Origin of the sequence: Streptococcus sanguinis, from assembly GCF_050222175.1 — a bacterium.
Classification (GTDB): domain Bacteria; phylum Bacillota; class Bacilli; order Lactobacillales; family Streptococcaceae; genus Streptococcus; species Streptococcus sanguinis_M.
The window spans coordinates 1-17937 of the sequence record NZ_CP071420.1 but is presented as its reverse complement, the minus strand read 5'-3'; the positions used below and the strand labels follow the sequence as shown (position 1 = coordinate 17937).

Here is a 17937-nt window from a genome sequence, read left to right as displayed (position 1 = left end):
CGTTTTCGGTTTATTTTCTTGTTACTATTTGATATCGGTATTCAATTTTCAATGGACAAGTTCTTTATCTAGTCAAACTAGATAATGGAGCCTAGCGGGATCGAACCGCTGACCTCCTGCGTGCAAAGCAGGCGCTCTCCCAGCTGAGCTAAGGCCCCACATAGCCCTCTCAAAACTAAACAAGACTCAAGTGCATTCCGTGTGTCCTTACGGACTCCTTAGAAAGGAGGTGATCCAGCCGCACCTTCCGATACGGCTACCTTGTTACGACTTCACCCCAATCATCTATCCCACCTTAGGCGGCTGGCTCCTTGCGGTTACCTCACCGACTTCGGGTGTTACAAACTCTCGTGGTGTGACGGGCGGTGTGTACAAGGCCCGGGAACGTATTCACCGCGGCGTGCTGATCCGCGATTACTAGCGATTCCGACTTCATGTAGGCGAGTTGCAGCCTACAATCCGAACTGAGACTGGCTTTCAGAGATTAGCTTGCCGTCACCGGCTTGCGACTCGTTGTACCAGCCATTGTAGCACGTGTGTAGCCCAGGTCATAAGGGGCATGATGATTTGACGTCATCCCCACCTTCCTCCGGTTTATTACCGGCAGTCTCGCTAGAGTGCCCAACTCAATGATGGCAACTAACAATAGGGGTTGCGCTCGTTGCGGGACTTAACCCAACATCTCACGACACGAGCTGACGACAACCATGCACCACCTGTCACCTCTGTCCCGAAGGAAAACTCTATCTCTAGAGCGGTCAGAGGGATGTCAAGACCTGGTAAGGTTCTTCGCGTTGCTTCGAATTAAACCACATGCTCCACCGCTTGTGCGGGCCCCCGTCAATTCCTTTGAGTTTCAACCTTGCGGTCGTACTCCCCAGGCGGAGTGCTTAATGCGTTAGCTGCGGCACTAAGCCCCGGAAAGGGCCTAACACCTAGCACTCATCGTTTACGGCGTGGACTACCAGGGTATCTAATCCTGTTTGCTCCCCACGCTTTCGAGCCTCAGCGTCAGTTACAGACCAGAGAGCCGCTTTCGCCACCGGTGTTCCTCCATATATCTACGCATTTCACCGCTACACATGGAATTCCACTCTCCCCTTCTGCACTCAAGTTAAACAGTTTCCAAAGCATACTATGGTTAAGCCACAGCCTTTAACTTCAGACTTATCTAACCGCCTGCGCTCGCTTTACGCCCAATAAATCCGGACAACGCTCGGGACCTACGTATTACCGCGGCTGCTGGCACGTAGTTAGCCGTCCCTTTCTGGTAAGATACCGTCACAGTGTGAACTTTCCACTCTCACACCCGTTCTTCTCTTACAACAGAGCTTTACGATCCGAAAACCTTCTTCACTCACGCGGCGTTGCTCGGTCAGGGTTCCCCCCATTGCCGAAGATTCCCTACTGCTGCCTCCCGTAGGAGTCTGGGCCGTGTCTCAGTCCCAGTGTGGCCGATCACCCTCTCAGGTCGGCTATGTATCGTCGCCTTGGTGAGCCGTTACCTCACCAACTAGCTAATACAACGCAGGTCCATCTGGTAGTGATGCAATTGCATCTTTCAATTAATTATCATGCGATAAGCAATTTCATGCGGTATTAGCTATCGTTTCCAATAGTTATCCCCCGCTACCAGGCAGGTTACCTACGCGTTACTCACCCGTTCGCAACTCATCCAAGAAGAGCAAGCTCCTCTCTTCAGCGTTCTACTTGCATGTATTAGGCACGCCGCCAGCGTTCGTCCTGAGCCAGGATCAAACTCTCATTAAAAAGTTTGAGTTCGCACTCATTACTGTCCACTGACAGATTTATTTTCGTTTTTTTGACAGGTTACATATCTCTATGTCACCCTGCACTTGGTTCGTCTTGTTCAGTTTTCAAAGGGCTTTGTCTTTCGCGACAACTATATTAGTATATCACCTATACCCTAACCCTGTCAATACCTTTTTTAATCTTTTTTGATTTTTATTTAATAAAAAAACTTGATGCTCTAACCTGTTCTAGAAAAACAGAAATAAAGTCATCAAGTTTGTTCATTACAAAATCGTATTATCTTGAAAATCTTTTAAGTGATTTTTTAAATCTTTAAGCATGGCTCTTCTTCCTTTAAAGCGCTCGTTGCTCATCAACCTCTGATAATTATCCAATCCAACATCATCAAGAGTTCTTTTATAATTGTCAATCGCTTCTCTGAAGGCAACTAACTCATCTAGAAACAACTCTTTTGATTTCAAACGATGACCAATCTCACTCACTTCTTCATAAGGCTGGCGGTCCAATTTGCGCTTTTGGCTTTCTTGTTTACGAATTTTATCATGTATATGATTCCTGAATTTTGTTTTGAAATAACGATAGAGTTTTTCCTCATCATTTTCAATTCCTTTTTCTTTAAGCAGAAGTTCGTATAAAACTAACATCCCTTCTTGCTCCCAATCACTATGTTCCCACAAATGAATATAATAGTCTTTCTTACACTTCCAAACTATCCATTTCACCTTCTCATAAGTAGTTCTAAAATCCATAGTTCCTCCTTAAATTTTACTTGGCTTAATTCTACTGTAAATAGAAAGCAAGATGGGCTCTTTCTTCTAAAAAGCATATTTTAGGAGCTCTTCTGACTCGAATAACTATTTTTAAGTCATTTCAGGCACATATTTAGTCATTTGGGAGGATTTATAGGAAGTCTGAAAGCAAGAAAAAAATCAAATGCTAACACATTTGATTTTTTAAACCTAGCTCCGCCAGTAGGACTCGAACCTACGACATCATGATTAACAGTCATGCGCTACTACCAACTGAGCTATGGCGGATTATATAGTCCGTACGGGATTCGAACCCGTGTTACCGCCGTGAAAAGGCGGTGTCTTAACCCCTTGACCAACGGACCATTTCTTGTCCTTCTGCAGAACATATTCCATTATATCAGCTTTTATTCCTTTGTCAATAACTATTTCAGAAAAAGAGAAAAAAGTTGGAATTTCTCCAACTTCTTCTACTCGGAACTTTTTTCTTCCATTTTCGTTTTAATTTCATCATAAGAAAGCGCATGAGCTTCTTTGTCTAATTCAAGTTCAGACTCTTCTGGCATTTTGCCAGTTTCATACAATGATTTAATCTGATTGCTATCCAAAGTTTCATATTTAAGAAGCGCTTTAGCAATCAATTTATGAGTTTCGCGATGGGACTGGATAATCTCTGCAGCTTTGTTACGAGCTTCATTAAGAAGTTCTCTTACCTCTTCGTCAATCTCATATGCAGTCTGTTCTGAAATTGATTTTTGAGGACTGGCTGCACCAAACATAGCATGATTGCCTTCGTATTGAACCGGACCAAGTTTTTCGCTCATTCCATATTCTGTTACCATACTGCGGGCCATCTGAGTTGCCTGTTCAAAGTCATTAGAAGCACCTGTTGTCTGCACATTAAAGATAATCTCTTCAGCCACACGGCCACCCATAAGACCAGCTAATTGTTCTTTCATATCTTCTTTAGATAGAAGCATTTGGTCTTCCTTAGGCAGGGCAATCATATAGCCACCAGCACGTCCACGAGGTACGATGGTTACCTTATGTACGACACGCGCATTTGACAATACCAAACCAACAATAGTATGTCCAGCTTCATGATAAGCAACCATTTGACGATCACGTTCAGACACCATCTTATCTTTCTTAGAAGGTCCTGCGATTACCCGATCTTCTGCTTCATCAATATCATCTGCATCAATGACTTTCTTGTTACGACGAGCAGCAACCAAAGCAGCTTCATTCAAGACATTTTCCAAATCAGCACCAACAAAACCTGGTGTCTGTTGAGCAACTAGTTTCAAATCAACATTTTTAGCCAGTGGCTTATTCTTAGCATGAACACGGAGAATAGCTTCCCGACCTTTAACGTCAGGACGGCCGACCAACACTTTTCTGTCAAAACGGCCAGCACGCAGCAAGGCTGGATCCAATACATCCGAACGGTTAGTAGCCGCAATAATAATGATTCCTTCGTTGCCTTCAAAACCATCCATTTCAATCAAGAGCTGATTGAGGGTTTGCTCCCGCTCATCGTTACCACCGCCAAGGCCAACACCGCGCTGACGACCGACTGCATCAATTTCATCGATGAAGATAATAGCAGGAGCTGCTTTTTTCGCATCTTCAAACAAAGAACGAACTCGGCTTGCTCCGACCCCAACAAACATTTCTACAAAATCAGAACCTGAGATACTGAAGAAAGGAACTCCAGCTTCCCCAGCAACTGCCTTAGCAAGCAAGGTTTTACCAGTTCCCGGAGGGCCTTCTAGAAGCACACCGGCAGGAATACGAGCACCTAACTTGGTGTAGCGTTTCCGATCTTTCAAAAACTCAACGACTTCTACAAGTTCTTGTTTCTCTTCCTCGGCACCAGCTACATCCGAGAAACGAACCTTAATATCTTCTTTGTTAGCAGCACGCGCTTTATTGCGACCAAAATTCATGGCACCGCGGGCACCACCGCCTCCACCTTGATTCATCATGGACATAAAGAAGAAGATGACAATTACAAAAGGAACGATGGAAGTGAGGATTGTAATCCACATTCCGCTTGAACTTTCGCGCTTTATGCTGATTTCAGTGTTATGCTCAGAAGCTAATTTTTGTAAATCAGAAATTGTAATATCTGACGGTAAAATAATACTTGTAAATCTCTCTACTTTAGAAACGTTTGGAGTAAAAAATAAAATCCCTGTATCTTCTTTCGATTCCTGAGGTGTTTTGTAAGTACCTGAAATCTCAACGACGCTGCCATTTGGCTGGTAGCTCATCTCTGTGACATTATTTTCCTTAATTTCCTTCACTAATTCTGTGTAATTGATTTGTTGACTGCGACCGCCAGTATCTCCTGAGAAGAAATACTGAAACCCTGTCACTAGGACAACAATAATCAGAATATAGAGAAATGGATTTTTTATAAAACCATTGTTTTGCTTATTTTTCATCTATTAATAGTAAACCTTTATTTTGTATAAACTTCTTCTTTCAAAATACCAATATACGGAATATTACGATAGTTCTCGTTGTAATCTAATCCATATCCAACAACAAATTCATTTGGAATTGTGAAACATGTATAATCTGCATCAATCTCAACAATACGGCCTTCTGGCTTATCCAAAAGTGTAGCAATTTTTACTGATGCAGCATTTCTTTCCTTAAACAAATTGCACAGATTTTTCAAAGTCTGACCAGTATCAATAATATCCTCAACAAAAAGGATATCACGTCCTGTAATGTCTTGATCAATGTCCTTAATAACATTAATAACACCTGAGCTAGCAGTACCACCATGGTAGCTGGAGACCAACATAAAATCAAGCTCAATATGTGTGTCAATATGCTTGATTAACTCAGCCATAAAAGGCACGGAACCTTTTAAAATTCCAACAAAAATTGGATTTTTATCTTGGTAGTCTTTGGTTAATTGCTGACCAAGCTTTTTTGCAGCATCCACGATTTCATCATGGGAAATCAATATTTTTTTGATATCTTGTTCTAGCATAATTTTACCCATCTATTTTCTGAATATAAAGTACAGTACTCATTATATCACTTTTTAATGCCTTACTCAAATCACTGATAGCAATATTTAAGATCGCTAAAATTTGATGATTTTGTTCAACTACTACAGATGAATTCCGTTCTTCAAAAGAAACCTTCTTATCAATAAAAAGACGACGAAGTTTCTTGTGATGACCATTCAGCAAAATACTGTCTCCCTCTTTTCGGAAGCGGAGTATCAGCGAAGTTTCACGCGAAACAAAAATTTTCTGGATATTTTCACCACTCAAAGGAATCCCGAATGAAAATCGATAATGCCCAAACTCAATCAGGTTCTCAAATTCTAACAAAATTGAATCCATTTTTAAATCGGGCTTACGACTGATTTTTCTAATTTCAAAACACTGGTAATCTTTAATAAGCTCATAGTCTTTTTTCAAAATATGCTGATAATTGGCCTTAGTCCGCAGGATGTTCAAAACCTCCTCAAACTGTTGCTTGCTCAGATTCAGCCCAGGAAAATTTTCGAGATAGTTCTGCAATAGAAAACGTTGAACTTGGGGGATTTGCTGATGAAAGACTTGGATATTTTCTATATCTAAATCCCTAGTCAAGTGAGACAAAGCGGTCTGCCAATCTTCAATTTCCTTGCCCAGATACCGCAAAGAATCCTTAAATTGTGGGTTTTCTTTTTCTAGATCCGGCAGATAAAGATTGCGAATTCGATTTCTGAGATAGTCATTTTGAAAATTACTGCTATCTTCAAAATGGTCAATATCCGGAAAGTCTGACTTATGAAAAGTAAGCAAAGGACGAATCAGCTCCCCACAAGCAAAAGGCTGGACAGCTTTCATGCCGGACAGATGACGAAGTCTAGCTCCACGCAGCAGCCGCATAAAAACTGTCTCAGCTTGATCATCTGCGTGGTGGGCAGTTACCAGAGCTGTATAGTGCCCCTCCTGCATGACTTTCCCGAAAAAATCATAACGAAACTGCCGAGCAACATTTTCTGAAAAACTACCAGAAAAACTTGATGTAAAAATCTTTACACCAAGCTGTTCTGCAATCTTTACTAATGCCTTTTCTTCTTGATCTGACTCTGGCCGCTGTTTATGGTTAACATGAGCAATCGCAAGCTCGATAGCCAGTTCTTTTTGAGAATCAATCAACAGCTGCAGCAACGTCATAGAATCCAGTCCACCTGATACAGCAACCAAAACTTTTCGATGGTCTTGGAAATACTTTCTCTCCTGCATTTTTTTAAGAAATTCTTGCTTAATCATTTCAGGACTCCATAGACATCGTCTGCTATCTGGGAAATGTTATCGTAGTTTGAATTATTAGTAAAAATGACAATGATAAAAGGAGAATCTGTATAGACAATCGCAGCATCATGCTTGAAATCATAGGCATCACCAATTTTATGAGCCACTTTAACATCTATATTTTTAGAAATCCGTTGATTATCATAATTTGTCTGAGACAAGGCATCGATAATCATGCCATTTTGCTCATAGATAGCTTCCAAAACATTTCCAGCCATACGTGAAGATGCTTGTCTTTCTTCTACATCCCACTTCTTTCCAGCTATTTTGCTGATTGTTTGCTGAAAATTTTTATCAGATTGATTGGTCGCATAATAGCCTAAAATATTATGGGCGACATTATCTGATTCTTTGGCCACTCGATTTATCAAATCCTGAACCGAATATTCCTTGTCATCAGCTGACTTAGCAATGCTGCCACTTCCTTCTGGTTCGTAAGCACCTGCAAAATCATTAACTGCTCCAATATACTTGAACTTCTGATCTAACGAAAGTTTTTTCTGATCCAACTGTTCCTGCACATAGTAAAGATAAGGTAGTTTTGTCACACTAGCTGAATACATCTCTTGATCTTGATTAATGCCTGCTTCTTTGCCTGTGTCCAGCTGTTTGACATAGATAGAGTAGTCTGCCTTGTTGTACTTACTGCTCAAAATTTCTTGAACCTTGTCCATTCGATTGTCAGTTTCATCCAGAAATTCCATAGAAACCCAGCCCTGTCCTTCAATCTGGGCATAAGTTCCTTTGACTGTCTGAACAATTTGGACAATGTTTACTTTTGTATATGGAGCTACTGTTGTATTTATTTTTTTAGCTCCGTTGATATTGGCTTTATCATAAAGAGTAAAGCCGGGTTTCAGCCACATTTCTTGATGGATATCTTCGATTGACTGGACAGTATCTTCGTAAATTGTATTTTTATCCGCTATCACAAACTGCCCATTTTTCAGTTTAAAAATCGGGACTTCTTCTTCATTTACATAAAATCCTGTTATCTGGATAGGCTGGTCTGGAACTAGCTTTCCAGCAGTCTTACTCAGAGTAGAATCTGTAAATGTAGGAGTTTCTTGATAAACATTAGGATTTGTCGGGATGCTGTCATAATAGCGTCCATACGTAGTGCTTGTAAAATGATATTTTTCTTCCTCGTCTAATACGAAATCTTTTTCAGTACTAATAACGGTGATACTGCTAAATAAAGCTGGCAGCAAAAATATCAGTAACAAAAACTTACGCATGTTTTCCCCTTTCCTTTTGATTTTCTTGAAGTTTCAAAGCTTGATTTTTTTCAGACAGTTCTTCCAATTTCTCATCTGAAAATTCCAAGAACTGCTCAATGGTTTTTAGTAAATCTTCCATAACTACTGTGGTAATAAATCTGGGATAGTATAAATGTACTCGCCCTCTTTTGAAAAAGAGTATTTAGCGCGTGCATACTTAGCAGCATAACTGTCATCTTTTAACTTTGTTGCTATATCAGATTGGTAGACCTTTTCTTCACTGAGCGTCTGATATTTTTCCTGCAGTTTAGAATACTGTTCACGACGCTGCAGCAAGGTTTGATAACTCTGGTACAAATTATAGGTAGGTAGAATAAATAAGAGAATCACCAAAATTAGAACCCAGCCCATAAAACGGTTGCGTTTCCGCCGTTCCTGATCCACATATCTACGGCGTTGATTTTCATCTTGAATAAAACGATTATTGAGTTGGACGATATTTTTAGGCATCTTCTTCTATCCTTGTTTCACTGATGATTTCGTACATTTTAGCTGCATCTTCTTTTTTGGTACTGTCTTTCATCTCCAGAACTTTTACAGTCAAGAGTTTATTACCAAAGCGTACTTCAACCAAGTCATTTACTTTCAAATCTGTTGAGCTCTTAGCCAAGATACCATTCACTTTTATCCGGCCCTTGTCAGCTACTTCTTTAGCCACTGGACGTCGCTTGATAATCCGTGACACTTTCAAATATTTATCTAATCTCATCCTATTACCTCATTTTCTCTTAATTTATTATTCTACCATTTTTTGAGAAAAATAGAGCTTAAAAAGCCAAACTTCACTGAATTGTAACCTTTATTCTGCCTTGCGTTGTTTAATTTCCAGCATCTTTTCTCCAAAATTAACCAGACCTTCTAAAATCTCATAATCTTTTTTGTTCCTCACATCAAAAATTACTTCAATCAAGCCATTTTTTTCACCAATTCGAGCCTTTAAATTCGTCATCGAAAGTGCTTCAAAATAATCCTGCGTCAGATAAAGTTGCTGCGAAATCTTCTCAAAATGAATAATTACTGCATTCTGCTGGCGTTCCACTGACTTTACAAATGCCTGATCTAAATAAGACTTAGCAAGTCCAATCTCCAACAGATAGGCTACAACATCAGGATATTCCCCAAAACGATCAATCAATTCATCCTGTAAATTTTCATAGTTTACACGGCTGTCAATCTCACGAATTCTCTTATAAATTTCAATCTTCTGTCTTTCATCAGAAATATAGTCACTAGGCAGATAGGCATCAATCTGCAGATTAAGTTCTGCATTGCTCTTTTGACGTTTATTTTCTCTACCCTGCTTTTTAGCAATAGCTTCTTCTAGAAGCTGTGAATACATCTCAAAACCAACAGAATCGATAAAGCCTGATTGCATACTTCCTAGAATATTGCCAGCCCCCCGAATAGACAAATCTCGCATGGCAATCTTAAATCCAGAACCTAGTTCTGTAAATCCTTTAATAGCCTCTAAACGCTTTTCGGAAACTTCTGTTAAGATCTTATCTGGTCTGTACATCAGATAAGCGTAGGCAATCCGATTGCTGCGGCCAACCCGTCCACGAAGTTGATACAAGGTTGACAGCCCCATGTGGTCAGCATTTTCTACAAACAAAGTATTGGCATTGGGGATATCAACTCCAGTTTCAATAATGGTTGTAGTCACCAAAATATCGTATTCTCCATTGATGAAGTCCAGTAAAGTATTTTCTAAACGAATCTCACTCATTTGGCCATGAACATAGCCTATAGAAGCTTCTGGGATTAACTCTCTTAACTCTGAAACTTTCTGTTCAATTGTGTCAACCTTGTTGTAAAGATAGTAAACCTGTCCACCTCGGTCTATTTCACGTAAGACAGCCTCTCGAATCACTGTAGGATTGCTTTCTAAAACATAAGTCTGAACAGGATAACGATTGGTAGGTGGGGTCTCAATGACTGACAAATCGCGAATCCCCAGCATAGACATATGAAGAGTTCGAGGAATAGGAGTTGCTGTCAAAGTTAAGACATCAACTTTCTTTTTCAATTCTTTTAATGTTTCCTTGTGCTTAACTCCAAAACGCTGCTCCTCATCAATGATGATTAAACCTAAATCCGCAAATTCTACATCTTTGGATAAGAGTCGGTGGGTTCCAATGATAATGTCAACTTGTCCCTTCTGCAGCTTCTCCAGGGTCTGTTTTTGTTCCGCCTTACTCCTGAAACGACTAAGTACCTCAACATTGACCGCAAAATCATTAAAGCGTTCTTTAAAGTTAGTATAGTGCTGCTGGGCTAAAACCGTTGTTGGCACTAATACAGCTACCTGTTTATGATCATTGACAGCCTTAAAAGCGGCCCGCATAGCTACTTCTGTTTTCCCAAAGCCGACATCACCAACTAAGAGGCGATCCATTGGACGACTGCTTTCCATATCCTTCTTCACTTCCTGGATACTTCTTAGCTGGTCCTCTGTTTCAACATAAGGAAAATCATTATCAAATTCCTCTTGATTGGAATCATCAGCTGAGAAAGCAAAACCTTTTAGCTGGCTGCGTTCAGCATATAGTTTAATCAAATCATCCGCAATATCCTGAACCTGATGCTGAACTTTTTGCTTACTCTTCTGGAAACGACTGTCATTTAGCTTATTTACCTTAGGTGTTTTTCCATCGCTGGCAACATACTTTGATAGGAGATCAATCTGGTCAACTGGAATCGAAATACGATCAGAATTTTGATATTGAATCGTCAGATAATCACGGTGGACACCAGAGATTTCAATCGTTTCTATTCCCAGATAACGTCCTATCCCATGAATATTATGGACAACATAGTCCCCTTTTTCTAGCTCATTATAATCTTTCAGTCGTTCAGCATTTGAGATATTCTGACGCCGGATTTTTCGTTTTATTTTCTTATGAATAATTTCGTACTCTGTAATAAGAACAATTTTCTCATCTACGAAATTAAAACCCTGAACAAGATTTCCTTCAATAAGTTGAACTGCATTTTTTTGGATTTCAGCCTCTCTTATATAGTCTAAATGAATATCATATTCCTGTAAATTTTTATGTAAACTTTGTAAACCTGCCGAAGAATTTGCTTGTAAAATTATTGTATAGCCAGATTTTTTATAACGATTAATCTCTTCCTTGAGCAAGGAAAACTGACTGAAAAATTCTTGCATTGGGTACTGATTGAATTGATACAAAGCATCAAATTTCAGATTTCCCAAACCTTTTTGAAAGCTTGAAAAGAAGGTTGCTGGTTTATATTGACGATAATCTTGGTACTTATCTGCAAAATATTTCTGACTTGATAAAGCTTTACAATTTTGTAAATTATCTGTCAATAAACTAGCTGTTTCCAGTTCAAATTGAGCATGTCGATCCACAATTTTTTGAAAATCATCAAAAAACACAGGACTATGAACAGGCAAGTAGTCTAAAATAGTCCATTCTTGCTGATAAAAATAAGAAAGGAATTTACGAATATCTGCATGATGGAACTCCTCTTTGGCACTTATTAGTAGCTCTTCTAAGTAAGATTTCAAAGCAGGATCAACAGCTTTTTCTAAAATAGCTTCCAGATTTTCTCGTCCTCGAGCATAATCTTTCTCAGAAAGCAGGATATCAGAAGCAGGTTTAATCAAAATACTTTCTATGTTATCAATTGAAGTTTGATTTTCTGGATTGAAAATCCGAATACCATCAATTTCATCGCCAAAAAACTCCAGGCGATAAGGTGCCTCTGCTGAGCGCTCAAAAATGTCTAAGATGTCTCCTCTTAGACTATATTCTCCCTGACTTAAAACTTGAGACACCTTCTTGTATCCTGATCTTGACAACATCTTTACAAGATTATTTAGGTCATATTCTTGTCCAACTGTCAAATTTATATTGGTATTTTTAAAATCAATAGAATCAGGCAAGAGTAATTTGCTGGCTGCGACATTAGTAACTAGAATTCCAGACTTTTGATGGTCTATTAAAAAGTTTAGAGCATCTAATCTCGAAAATATTTTTTCCTGTGAAGCAAAAACAAATTCTGCTATAGGAGTATCATCTGCTAAGAAAGTATAGACCTTGTCTTCTCCCAACAAAGAAATCAAATCACTAGCCAAACGATCTGCTTCATTTTGACTAGAAGTCAGCACAAGGATTTTCTCTGATTCTTCTAATCCAGCTGCTATAGTAATTGCTTTTGTTGATGCAGACAATCCCATTATCAACTGTCTGCTGTTTTTATGGAGATTTTTCTTCCAATCTGAAATTTGCTGGTTTTGACAAAATAAGTCAATCAGGTTCATTTTATTATCCATTGTATTTCTGCATAGTTTGTTCAAAATTGCCTGACTGTAAATAATAATTTACAGCATTGTCAACCTTATCAAGAGTATTCAGAATCATTATATAATCATCTTTATCAAATTTTCCTAGAACGTGGTGGACTACTGTCATACCTTCTTTTGGACGGCCAATACCTATCTTTATCCGTTTAAACTCTTGACTTCCAATGTGTTTGATAATAGATTTAATACCGTTATGGCCACCAGCTGAACCCTTGCTGCGCAAACGAATCTTACCAACTTCCATATCCAAATCATCATAGATGACCAATAAATCCTCTATATCTAAACCATAGTATGCCAGTAAAGCTTGAACGGCCTTTCCGCTCTCATTCATAAATGTAGTTGGTTTGACAAAATAGACTTTTTCGCCATTTAGAAAAGTAGAGGCGATATCTGCTTGAAAGATTTTATCAGCTGTAAACTTTAAATCAAGATCTTTACAAATTTTGTCAACTAGCATAAAACCAACATTATGCTTGGTTTCGATATATTTTTCTCCTGGATTTCCCAGACCGACTATTAACTTTACCATTTTTCTCCTTTATAAAAGCCAAAAGGGCTGGAAAAAAATTTCCAACCTAGAATTTTTAAACTTTACAAATACTTTACACATTAAATCTAAATTCCATAATATCGCCATCTTGAACGATATATTCTTTTCCTTCTTCGCGCAAACGTCCAGCCTCTTTAACTGCTTTTTCGCTGCCATAGTGCACTAGGTCATCATAAGACATAGTCACTGCTCGAATAAAGCCTTTTTCAAAGTCTGAGTGAATAATACCAGCCGCTTGAGGAGCTTTCATTCCACGCTTAAAGGTCCAGGCACGCACTTCTTTTTCACCAGCTGTAAAGTAGGTTCCAAGTCCCAACAGATGATAAGCTGCTCTGGTCAGTTTATCCACACCTGATTCTGTCAAGCCGATAGCTTCCAGAAATTCTGACTTATCCTCATCGTCCAATTCAGAAATTTCTTCCTCTGCACGCGCTGAAATGACAACAACTTCAGCATTTTCTGTAGCTGCGAATTCACGAATCTGCTTCACATAGTCAATATTATCTGGATCTGCTACTTCATCTTCACTTACATTGGCCACATAGAGAACCGGCTTAGTCGTTAAAAGAAAGAGTCCTTTAACGTTTTTTTGTTCTTCTTCCGTGAATTCAATTGTGCGAGCTGACAGACCATCTTCTAGGACAGGCTTAATTTTCTGTAAAACATTAAATTCTGCCACTGAATCCTTATCTTTTTGAGTACGAGCCATCTTCTCTACACGTGTATAGCGTTTATTGATACTTTCTAGGTCTGCTAAAATCAATTCTAGATTAATGGTCTCAATATCAGCCATTGGATCTACAAATTCAGACTCACGGCCCTGTTCCCGCATAACATTTTCATCATCAAAGGCACGTACTACGTGGACGATAGCATCTACTTCACGGATATTGGCCAAGAATTTATTTCCTAGTCCTTCTCCTTTCGAAGCACCTTTCACAATTCCAGCAATATCAGTAAATTCGAAGGTTGTTGGAACTTTCTTCTGTGGTTTGATGAGTTCTGTTAATTTATCCAAACGTGCATCCGGAACTTCTACCCGCCCGACATTTGGATCAATTGTCGCAAAAGGGTAATTAGCTGCTTCTGCACCTGCTTTTGTAATTGCATTAAATAAAGTTGACTTACCAACATTGGGTAAACCAACGATTCCTGCTGTCAAAGCCATTCTTATCTTCTCCATTCATCTTTTCAATCCAAACCATTATACCATAAATCCTTATCCTAAACAGCGGATTTTAGTTATTTTTTCTAGCTTTCTTTACAGAAGTGTAAAATAAACTGAAGATAAAAATGATATAATATAGCTATTATTCTTACTAAAGGAGTTCCACATGAAAAAGAATACTTCTAAAACACTTTTTCTTTCCTTCCTTGCGTTTACTACTTTGTTTATTTTAACTGCCTGTAACAGTCCTAAAAAAGCTTATTTCCAACTGATTGACCAAAATACTAAGAAAAATAGTCGCATCACCTATGAATACAAAAATGATGAACTTCTTATACAACAAATAAACAATACTTTCTACTATGAACCAATTGGCTTGACAAAAGACACGGCTAAAGAGCAGACAGAAGCCTACGCTAAATCTATCAAAGATGTCAAAGGGTTGACTCATGAAATTGATTACAAAGATGAATATTTGACCGAAAAAATTACAATTGATTTTAGAAAAGCTGACATTGAAGAGCTACAAAGAAAACATCTTCTTCAAATATCAAGTAATCAAAAATTAAGTTACATAAGTTATAAAGAAAGCGCTAAAATACTTGAGAAAAAAGGCTATAAAGAAGTTAAAGACGGTAAATTTGAAGAACTTAAATAAAAGCAAAATGGATAGGACTTAAAAAGTCTTATCCATTTTTGATTGAAAAATTAAATCTAAATCTGATCTTCAGCAATGCAACTTAGTTTTCCACAATAGCATTTACGATGAGTTTTCGTCTAATCAATTATTTTCTTCATTTTTCTTTCAAAATCGTGACGACTCATCATCACAAGATGTTCACAATTGGTGCAACGGATTTTGATATCTGCACCAACCCTTGTGATTTCCCAGCGATTCGCCTTTTTCCCAGTCGCTTTAATGGTGCAGGCATGCGGCTTTTTCATTTCTACAAAATGACCAATTTCATACATTTTCTTTCTCCTTTCAAAGAACTATTATTGTCTAGGAAGAAAACTTAAGTATTTATCATACTCTGTGAATAAAAAACGATTAGGACCAAGAATTAAAAATCTTTAACTTGGTCCACTGCTTTTCATCTTAATTAGTTCTGACAGGTGTAATCAGCTGAATAAAGTTTTCTGTGTCTTCACTCGGTACCAAGGTGAAAGGACGAACGGATGAGATAAAACTAATCGTTACTTTTTCACTGTCAATAGCCTTCAAAGCATCAATCAAATAAGTTGGATTAAAGCTAATAGTCAAATCTTCGCCAGTTACACTTTCTGTATCAATTTCTTCGTTAACACGGCCAACCTCTGGTGAATTTACATGGGCACTAACAATACCGCCTGCAATCTCCAGTTTAACTGTTCCATTCTGTGTAGCATTAGACAAGAGACGAGCTCGTTCCATAGCTGCACGTAAATCAGAAGTATTAAAAGTAAGGACACTCGTAAATTCAGTCGGAATCAAACGATCTGTATCTGGATAATTTCCTTCTAAGAGGCGGGTGTAGAAGCTGATATTTTCGCTTCTGAAAAGAATTTGATTGTTAGCAAAGAAAACCTCTACCGTTTCAATTTCATCGGTAAAAACAGCCGTAAATTCACGTAAAGAGCGACTTGGAATGACTACGTCAAAATTATCTCCGTTTTTCTCTAGAGTAATTTTCTTTTGACTCATTCTGTGAGAGTCTGTCGCAACAGCCTTCAAAGAACGGTTATCTGTCAAAACAAAGTGAACACCAGTTAAAATTGGACGGCTTTCTTGAACACTGGCTGCAAAAGCTGTTTCGTTAATGACATCTTTGAGAATTTTTGTTTCAAGGACCAAGGGATTGCTGGCAGAAATTTCCTGAATTCGTGGATACTGGTCAGCGTCTTTTCCTTTCAGGGTAATCTCTGATTTGCCGCTAGTCAAGACGATTTGTTTTTGTTCAATTTCTTTAAAATCCAAAATAATATCTGGCAAGCTGGAAACAACATTAATAAAGAAAGTCGCTTCTAATAAAATTGAGCCTGTTGAGTTGACAAGCAAGCCTGCATTTTCATTTTGAGTAGAAATAAAGTTTTCAATCGACACTTGACCATTCGAGCCGATTAAGGTGATTCCTTCTTTGGTAACATCAATTTTTACAGTAGAAAGAATAGGAATTGCATTTTTATGGCTGATAGCCCTTTTAGTAGTATTTAAAGCTTGTAAGAAGAGATTTTTATTAATAGAAAAATGAATCATGGGATCTCCTTTTTATTTATTTATGATTATAAGATTAATAGTAATAGTAGTTTATGTGAATTATGTGGAAAAATAGCTTCGTTCTTATTCTAACAAGTTTTGAGACTTGTTCACAAAGTGTGGATAAGTTTTGAAAAAAATCTGTAGTTTTCCACACGCTATTTAATTTTATTCTTGATGCTTTCAATTTCTAAACGTAAATTGTCGTCTGATTCAATCATGGTTTTGATTTTTCCGTGTGCATGGATAACAGTCGTATGATCTTTCCCGCCAAATTCACGACCAATTTTAGGCAGACTGTTATCAGTCAGCTCACGAGTCAGATACATAGCTACCTGTCTAGCTAAAACGATATTTTGCACTCGACGGCTGCCTTTCATCTCTTTGACACTAACACCATAGAATTTCCCAACTTCAGACTGAATCTTATCAATCGGGATAACTGTTACCTGGTTTGAATCCTGCTTGCGTGCTCGAATAGCCTCTGCAGCGATATCAATAGTGATTTCCTTCAGATGACGAACTCTAGCGATGAGACTGATGTCATTCAAAGCACCTTCCAAGTCGCGGACATTGGAGTCGAATTGTCCTGCAAGATATTCCAAAGTATCATTCGGGAAAATATAATCCAAATCTTCTATTTTGTTTCGCAGAATTGCAATTCGTGTTTCAAAATCTGGCGGTGTAATATTCTGAGTTAATCCCCATTTAAAACGTGTCACTAAGCGTTCTTCCAAATTGTCCAGATGATCAGGACTGCGGTCGCTGGTTAAAACAATCTGTTTATTTTCACCATGAAGAGCATTGAAAGTGTTGAAAAATTCTTCCTGAGTTGAAACCTTTTTTCCTCCCAAAGATTGAATATCATCAATTAGCAGAAGATCCAGACTACGATAGATTTTTTTAAAGCTATCCATCTCTCCCAATCTTAAATGTTCAAGGAAGTCGTTAATAAAGGTTTCAGCCGGTATATACTTGACACGCGCATCTGGAATATTTTCTAAAATCTGATTGCCAATAGCATTTAATAAATGAGTTTTGCCCAGGCCAGGTCCTCCGTAGATAAAAAGAGGATTATAGGTTGTGGCCAGATTCTCAGATACCGCTAAGGCAGCAGCTTTAGCCCAGATATTTCCGTCTCCCTGAACAAAATTGTCAAAGGTATATTTTGACTTTAAGCCAGTATCAATAGGTGGCAAGCTTGGCTGAACAGTGCTGATTTGAGGACTGGTTACTGCAGATTTCGGTGTGTCAATTTTAGTTTCTTCTTCAAAAATATACTTTCCAGCAATCTGATCATTAAAAATCTCAAATCCTGCAGTAAGAATAACTCCTACTAAGTTTTGCTCCCAAAATAGTTGTTTCACCGGACTATCCAGGAAAATAATAGCTTGTTTTTCTTCAACTTTGACAAGCTTGGCTTCAGCAACAAAGAAATCATAAGTTGTCTGTTTTAGCTGAGCATGAGCCAATTCTAAAATACGATTCCAAAAGTCCTGTTCTTTGGTCAT

At 38.4% G+C, this 17937-nt stretch carries 15 protein-coding genes, 3 tRNA genes and 1 rRNA gene; 1 reads left to right on the top strand and 18 read right to left on the bottom strand.

From position 1 onward, the window contains the following. Positions 1–85: 85 nt before the first annotated feature. From J1C91_RS00095 to ychF, 15 genes are all read right to left on the bottom strand, one after another. Positions 86–158 (bottom strand) — tRNA-Ala (locus J1C91_RS00095). A gap of 64 nt (positions 159–222) precedes the next feature. After that, positions 223–1770 (bottom strand): 16S ribosomal RNA (locus J1C91_RS00090). A gap of 266 nt (positions 1771–2036) precedes the next feature. Then, a complete protein-coding gene (locus J1C91_RS00085) occupies positions 2037–2522 on the bottom strand; it encodes a sigma-70 family RNA polymerase sigma factor (protein ID WP_002894314.1) in 486 nt (161 codons plus the stop codon). Between the two features lie 214 nt (positions 2523–2736). Then, positions 2737–2810: transfer RNA gene (locus J1C91_RS00080), tRNA-Asn, on the bottom strand. Positions 2811–2815: 5 nt separating this feature from the next. Beyond that, positions 2816–2887 (bottom strand) — tRNA-Glu (locus tag J1C91_RS00075). 105 nt (positions 2888–2992) lie between these two features. Then, complete coding sequence (gene ftsH, locus J1C91_RS00070; RefSeq protein ID WP_002908379.1) at positions 2993–4972, bottom strand: ATP-dependent zinc metalloprotease FtsH; 1980 nt, start codon at positions 4970–4972, stop codon at positions 2993–2995. 17 nt (positions 4973–4989) lie between these two features. Next, positions 4990–5532 (bottom strand): hypoxanthine phosphoribosyltransferase, encoded by a 543-nt coding sequence (hpt, locus tag J1C91_RS00065; protein ID WP_032912557.1) that lies wholly within the window; start codon positions 5530–5532, stop codon positions 4990–4992. 4 nt (positions 5533–5536) lie between these two features. Then, entirely contained in the window at positions 5537–6814 is a 1278-nt protein-coding gene (tilS, locus tag J1C91_RS00060; RefSeq protein ID WP_002908375.1) for a tRNA lysidine(34) synthetase TilS, read from the bottom strand. Next, positions 6811–8094: a serine hydrolase gene (locus tag J1C91_RS00055; RefSeq protein ID WP_002908373.1), complete on the bottom strand. Its 1284-nt coding sequence runs from the start codon at positions 8092–8094 to the stop codon at positions 6811–6813. Before J1C91_RS00055 ends, tilS begins: the two co-directional genes overlap by 4 nt. Next, positions 8087–8215: an SP_0009 family protein gene (locus tag J1C91_RS00050; protein ID WP_002908371.1), complete on the bottom strand. Its 129-nt coding sequence runs from the start codon at positions 8213–8215 to the stop codon at positions 8087–8089. Before J1C91_RS00050 ends, J1C91_RS00055 begins: the two co-directional genes overlap by 8 nt. A 2-nt stretch (positions 8216–8217) precedes the next feature. Then, entirely contained in the window at positions 8218–8586 is a 369-nt protein-coding gene (locus J1C91_RS00045; protein ID WP_002899511.1) for a septum formation initiator family protein, read from the bottom strand. Beyond that, positions 8579–8845 (bottom strand): RNA-binding S4 domain-containing protein, encoded by a 267-nt coding sequence (locus J1C91_RS00040; RefSeq protein ID WP_002908369.1) that lies wholly within the window; start codon positions 8843–8845, stop codon positions 8579–8581. The genes J1C91_RS00045 and J1C91_RS00040 overlap by 8 nt, the downstream gene beginning before the upstream one ends. Positions 8846–8935: 90 nt before the next feature. Then, on the bottom strand, positions 8936–12439 hold the full coding sequence (gene mfd, locus J1C91_RS00035) for a transcription-repair coupling factor (RefSeq protein WP_002908367.1): 3504 nt from the start codon (positions 12437–12439) through the stop codon (positions 8936–8938). After that, positions 12432–13001, bottom strand: a complete 570-nt coding sequence (pth, locus tag J1C91_RS00030) for an aminoacyl-tRNA hydrolase (protein WP_002908365.1) — start codon at positions 12999–13001, stop codon at positions 12432–12434. Before pth ends, mfd begins: the two co-directional genes overlap by 8 nt. 73 nt (positions 13002–13074) lie before the next feature. Beyond that, complete coding sequence (ychF, locus tag J1C91_RS00025) at positions 13075–14190, bottom strand: redox-regulated ATPase YchF (RefSeq protein WP_009659529.1); 1116 nt, start codon at positions 14188–14190, stop codon at positions 13075–13077. 166 nt (positions 14191–14356) lie between these two features. On the opposite strand from ychF, the gene J1C91_RS00020 reads away from it, so the two are divergent. After that, positions 14357–14848 carry a DUF1307 domain-containing protein gene (locus J1C91_RS00020; protein ID WP_009659537.1) on the top strand — a complete coding sequence of 164 codons (492 nt, stop codon included), beginning with the start codon at positions 14357–14359 and terminating at the stop codon, positions 14846–14848. Between the two features lie 119 nt (positions 14849–14967). Here J1C91_RS00020 and J1C91_RS00015 read toward each other — a convergent pair whose 3' ends face one another. The 3 genes from J1C91_RS00015 to dnaA all read right to left on the bottom strand — a co-directional run bounded on the left by J1C91_RS00015 (position 14968) and on the right by dnaA (position 17937). Continuing rightward, the gene (locus J1C91_RS00015; protein ID WP_002894296.1) at positions 14968–15162 is read right to left on the bottom strand and encodes a DUF951 domain-containing protein; all 195 of its coding nucleotides are present in this window, start codon (positions 15160–15162) and stop codon (positions 14968–14970) included. Positions 15163–15289: 127 nt separating this feature from the next. Further along, the gene (dnaN, locus tag J1C91_RS00010; protein ID WP_009659533.1) at positions 15290–16426 is read right to left on the bottom strand and encodes a DNA polymerase III subunit beta; all 1137 of its coding nucleotides are present in this window, start codon (positions 16424–16426) and stop codon (positions 15290–15292) included. Between the two features lie 158 nt (positions 16427–16584). Next, positions 16585–17937 (bottom strand): chromosomal replication initiator protein DnaA, encoded by a 1353-nt coding sequence (gene dnaA, locus J1C91_RS00005; protein WP_002908361.1) that lies wholly within the window; start codon positions 17935–17937, stop codon positions 16585–16587.

What these genes read in the sequence shown, in the direction of transcription:
- J1C91_RS00085 (WP_002894314.1), bottom strand. Translation starts at nt 2,522, where the DNA reads ATGGATTTTAGAACTACTTATGAGAAGGTGAAATGGATAGTTTGGAAG.
- ftsH (WP_002908379.1), bottom strand. Translation starts at nt 4,972, where the DNA reads ATGAAAAATAAGCAAAACAATGGTTTTATAAAAAATCCATTTCTCTAT.
- hpt (WP_032912557.1), bottom strand. Translation starts at nt 5,532, where the DNA reads ATGCTAGAACAAGATATCAAAAAAATATTGATTTCCCATGATGAAATC.
- tilS (WP_002908375.1), bottom strand. Translation starts at nt 6,814, where the DNA reads ATGATTAAGCAAGAATTTCTTAAAAAAATGCAGGAGAGAAAGTATTTC.
- J1C91_RS00055 (WP_002908373.1), bottom strand. Translation starts at nt 8,094, where the DNA reads ATGCGTAAGTTTTTGTTACTGATATTTTTGCTGCCAGCTTTATTTAGC.
- J1C91_RS00050 (WP_002908371.1), bottom strand. Translation starts at nt 8,215, where the DNA reads ATGGAAGATTTACTAAAAACCATTGAGCAGTTCTTGGAATTTTCAGAT.
- J1C91_RS00045 (WP_002899511.1), bottom strand. Translation starts at nt 8,586, where the DNA reads ATGCCTAAAAATATCGTCCAACTCAATAATCGTTTTATTCAAGATGAA.
- J1C91_RS00040 (WP_002908369.1), bottom strand. Translation starts at nt 8,845, where the DNA reads ATGAGATTAGATAAATATTTGAAAGTGTCACGGATTATCAAGCGACGT.
- mfd (WP_002908367.1), bottom strand. Translation starts at nt 12,439, where the DNA reads ATGGATAATAAAATGAACCTGATTGACTTATTTTGTCAAAACCAGCAA.
- pth (WP_002908365.1), bottom strand. Translation starts at nt 13,001, where the DNA reads ATGGTAAAGTTAATAGTCGGTCTGGGAAATCCAGGAGAAAAATATATC.
- ychF (WP_009659529.1), bottom strand. Translation starts at nt 14,190, where the DNA reads ATGGCTTTGACAGCAGGAATCGTTGGTTTACCCAATGTTGGTAAGTCA.
- J1C91_RS00020 (WP_009659537.1), top strand. Translation starts at nt 14,357, where the DNA reads ATGAAAAAGAATACTTCTAAAACACTTTTTCTTTCCTTCCTTGCGTTT.
- J1C91_RS00015 (WP_002894296.1), bottom strand. Translation starts at nt 15,162, where the DNA reads ATGTATGAAATTGGTCATTTTGTAGAAATGAAAAAGCCGCATGCCTGC.
- dnaN (WP_009659533.1), bottom strand. Translation starts at nt 16,426, where the DNA reads ATGATTCATTTTTCTATTAATAAAAATCTCTTCTTACAAGCTTTAAAT.
- dnaA (WP_002908361.1), bottom strand. Translation starts at nt 17,937, where the DNA reads ATGACCAAAGAACAGGACTTTTGGAATCGTATTTTAGAATTGGCTCAT.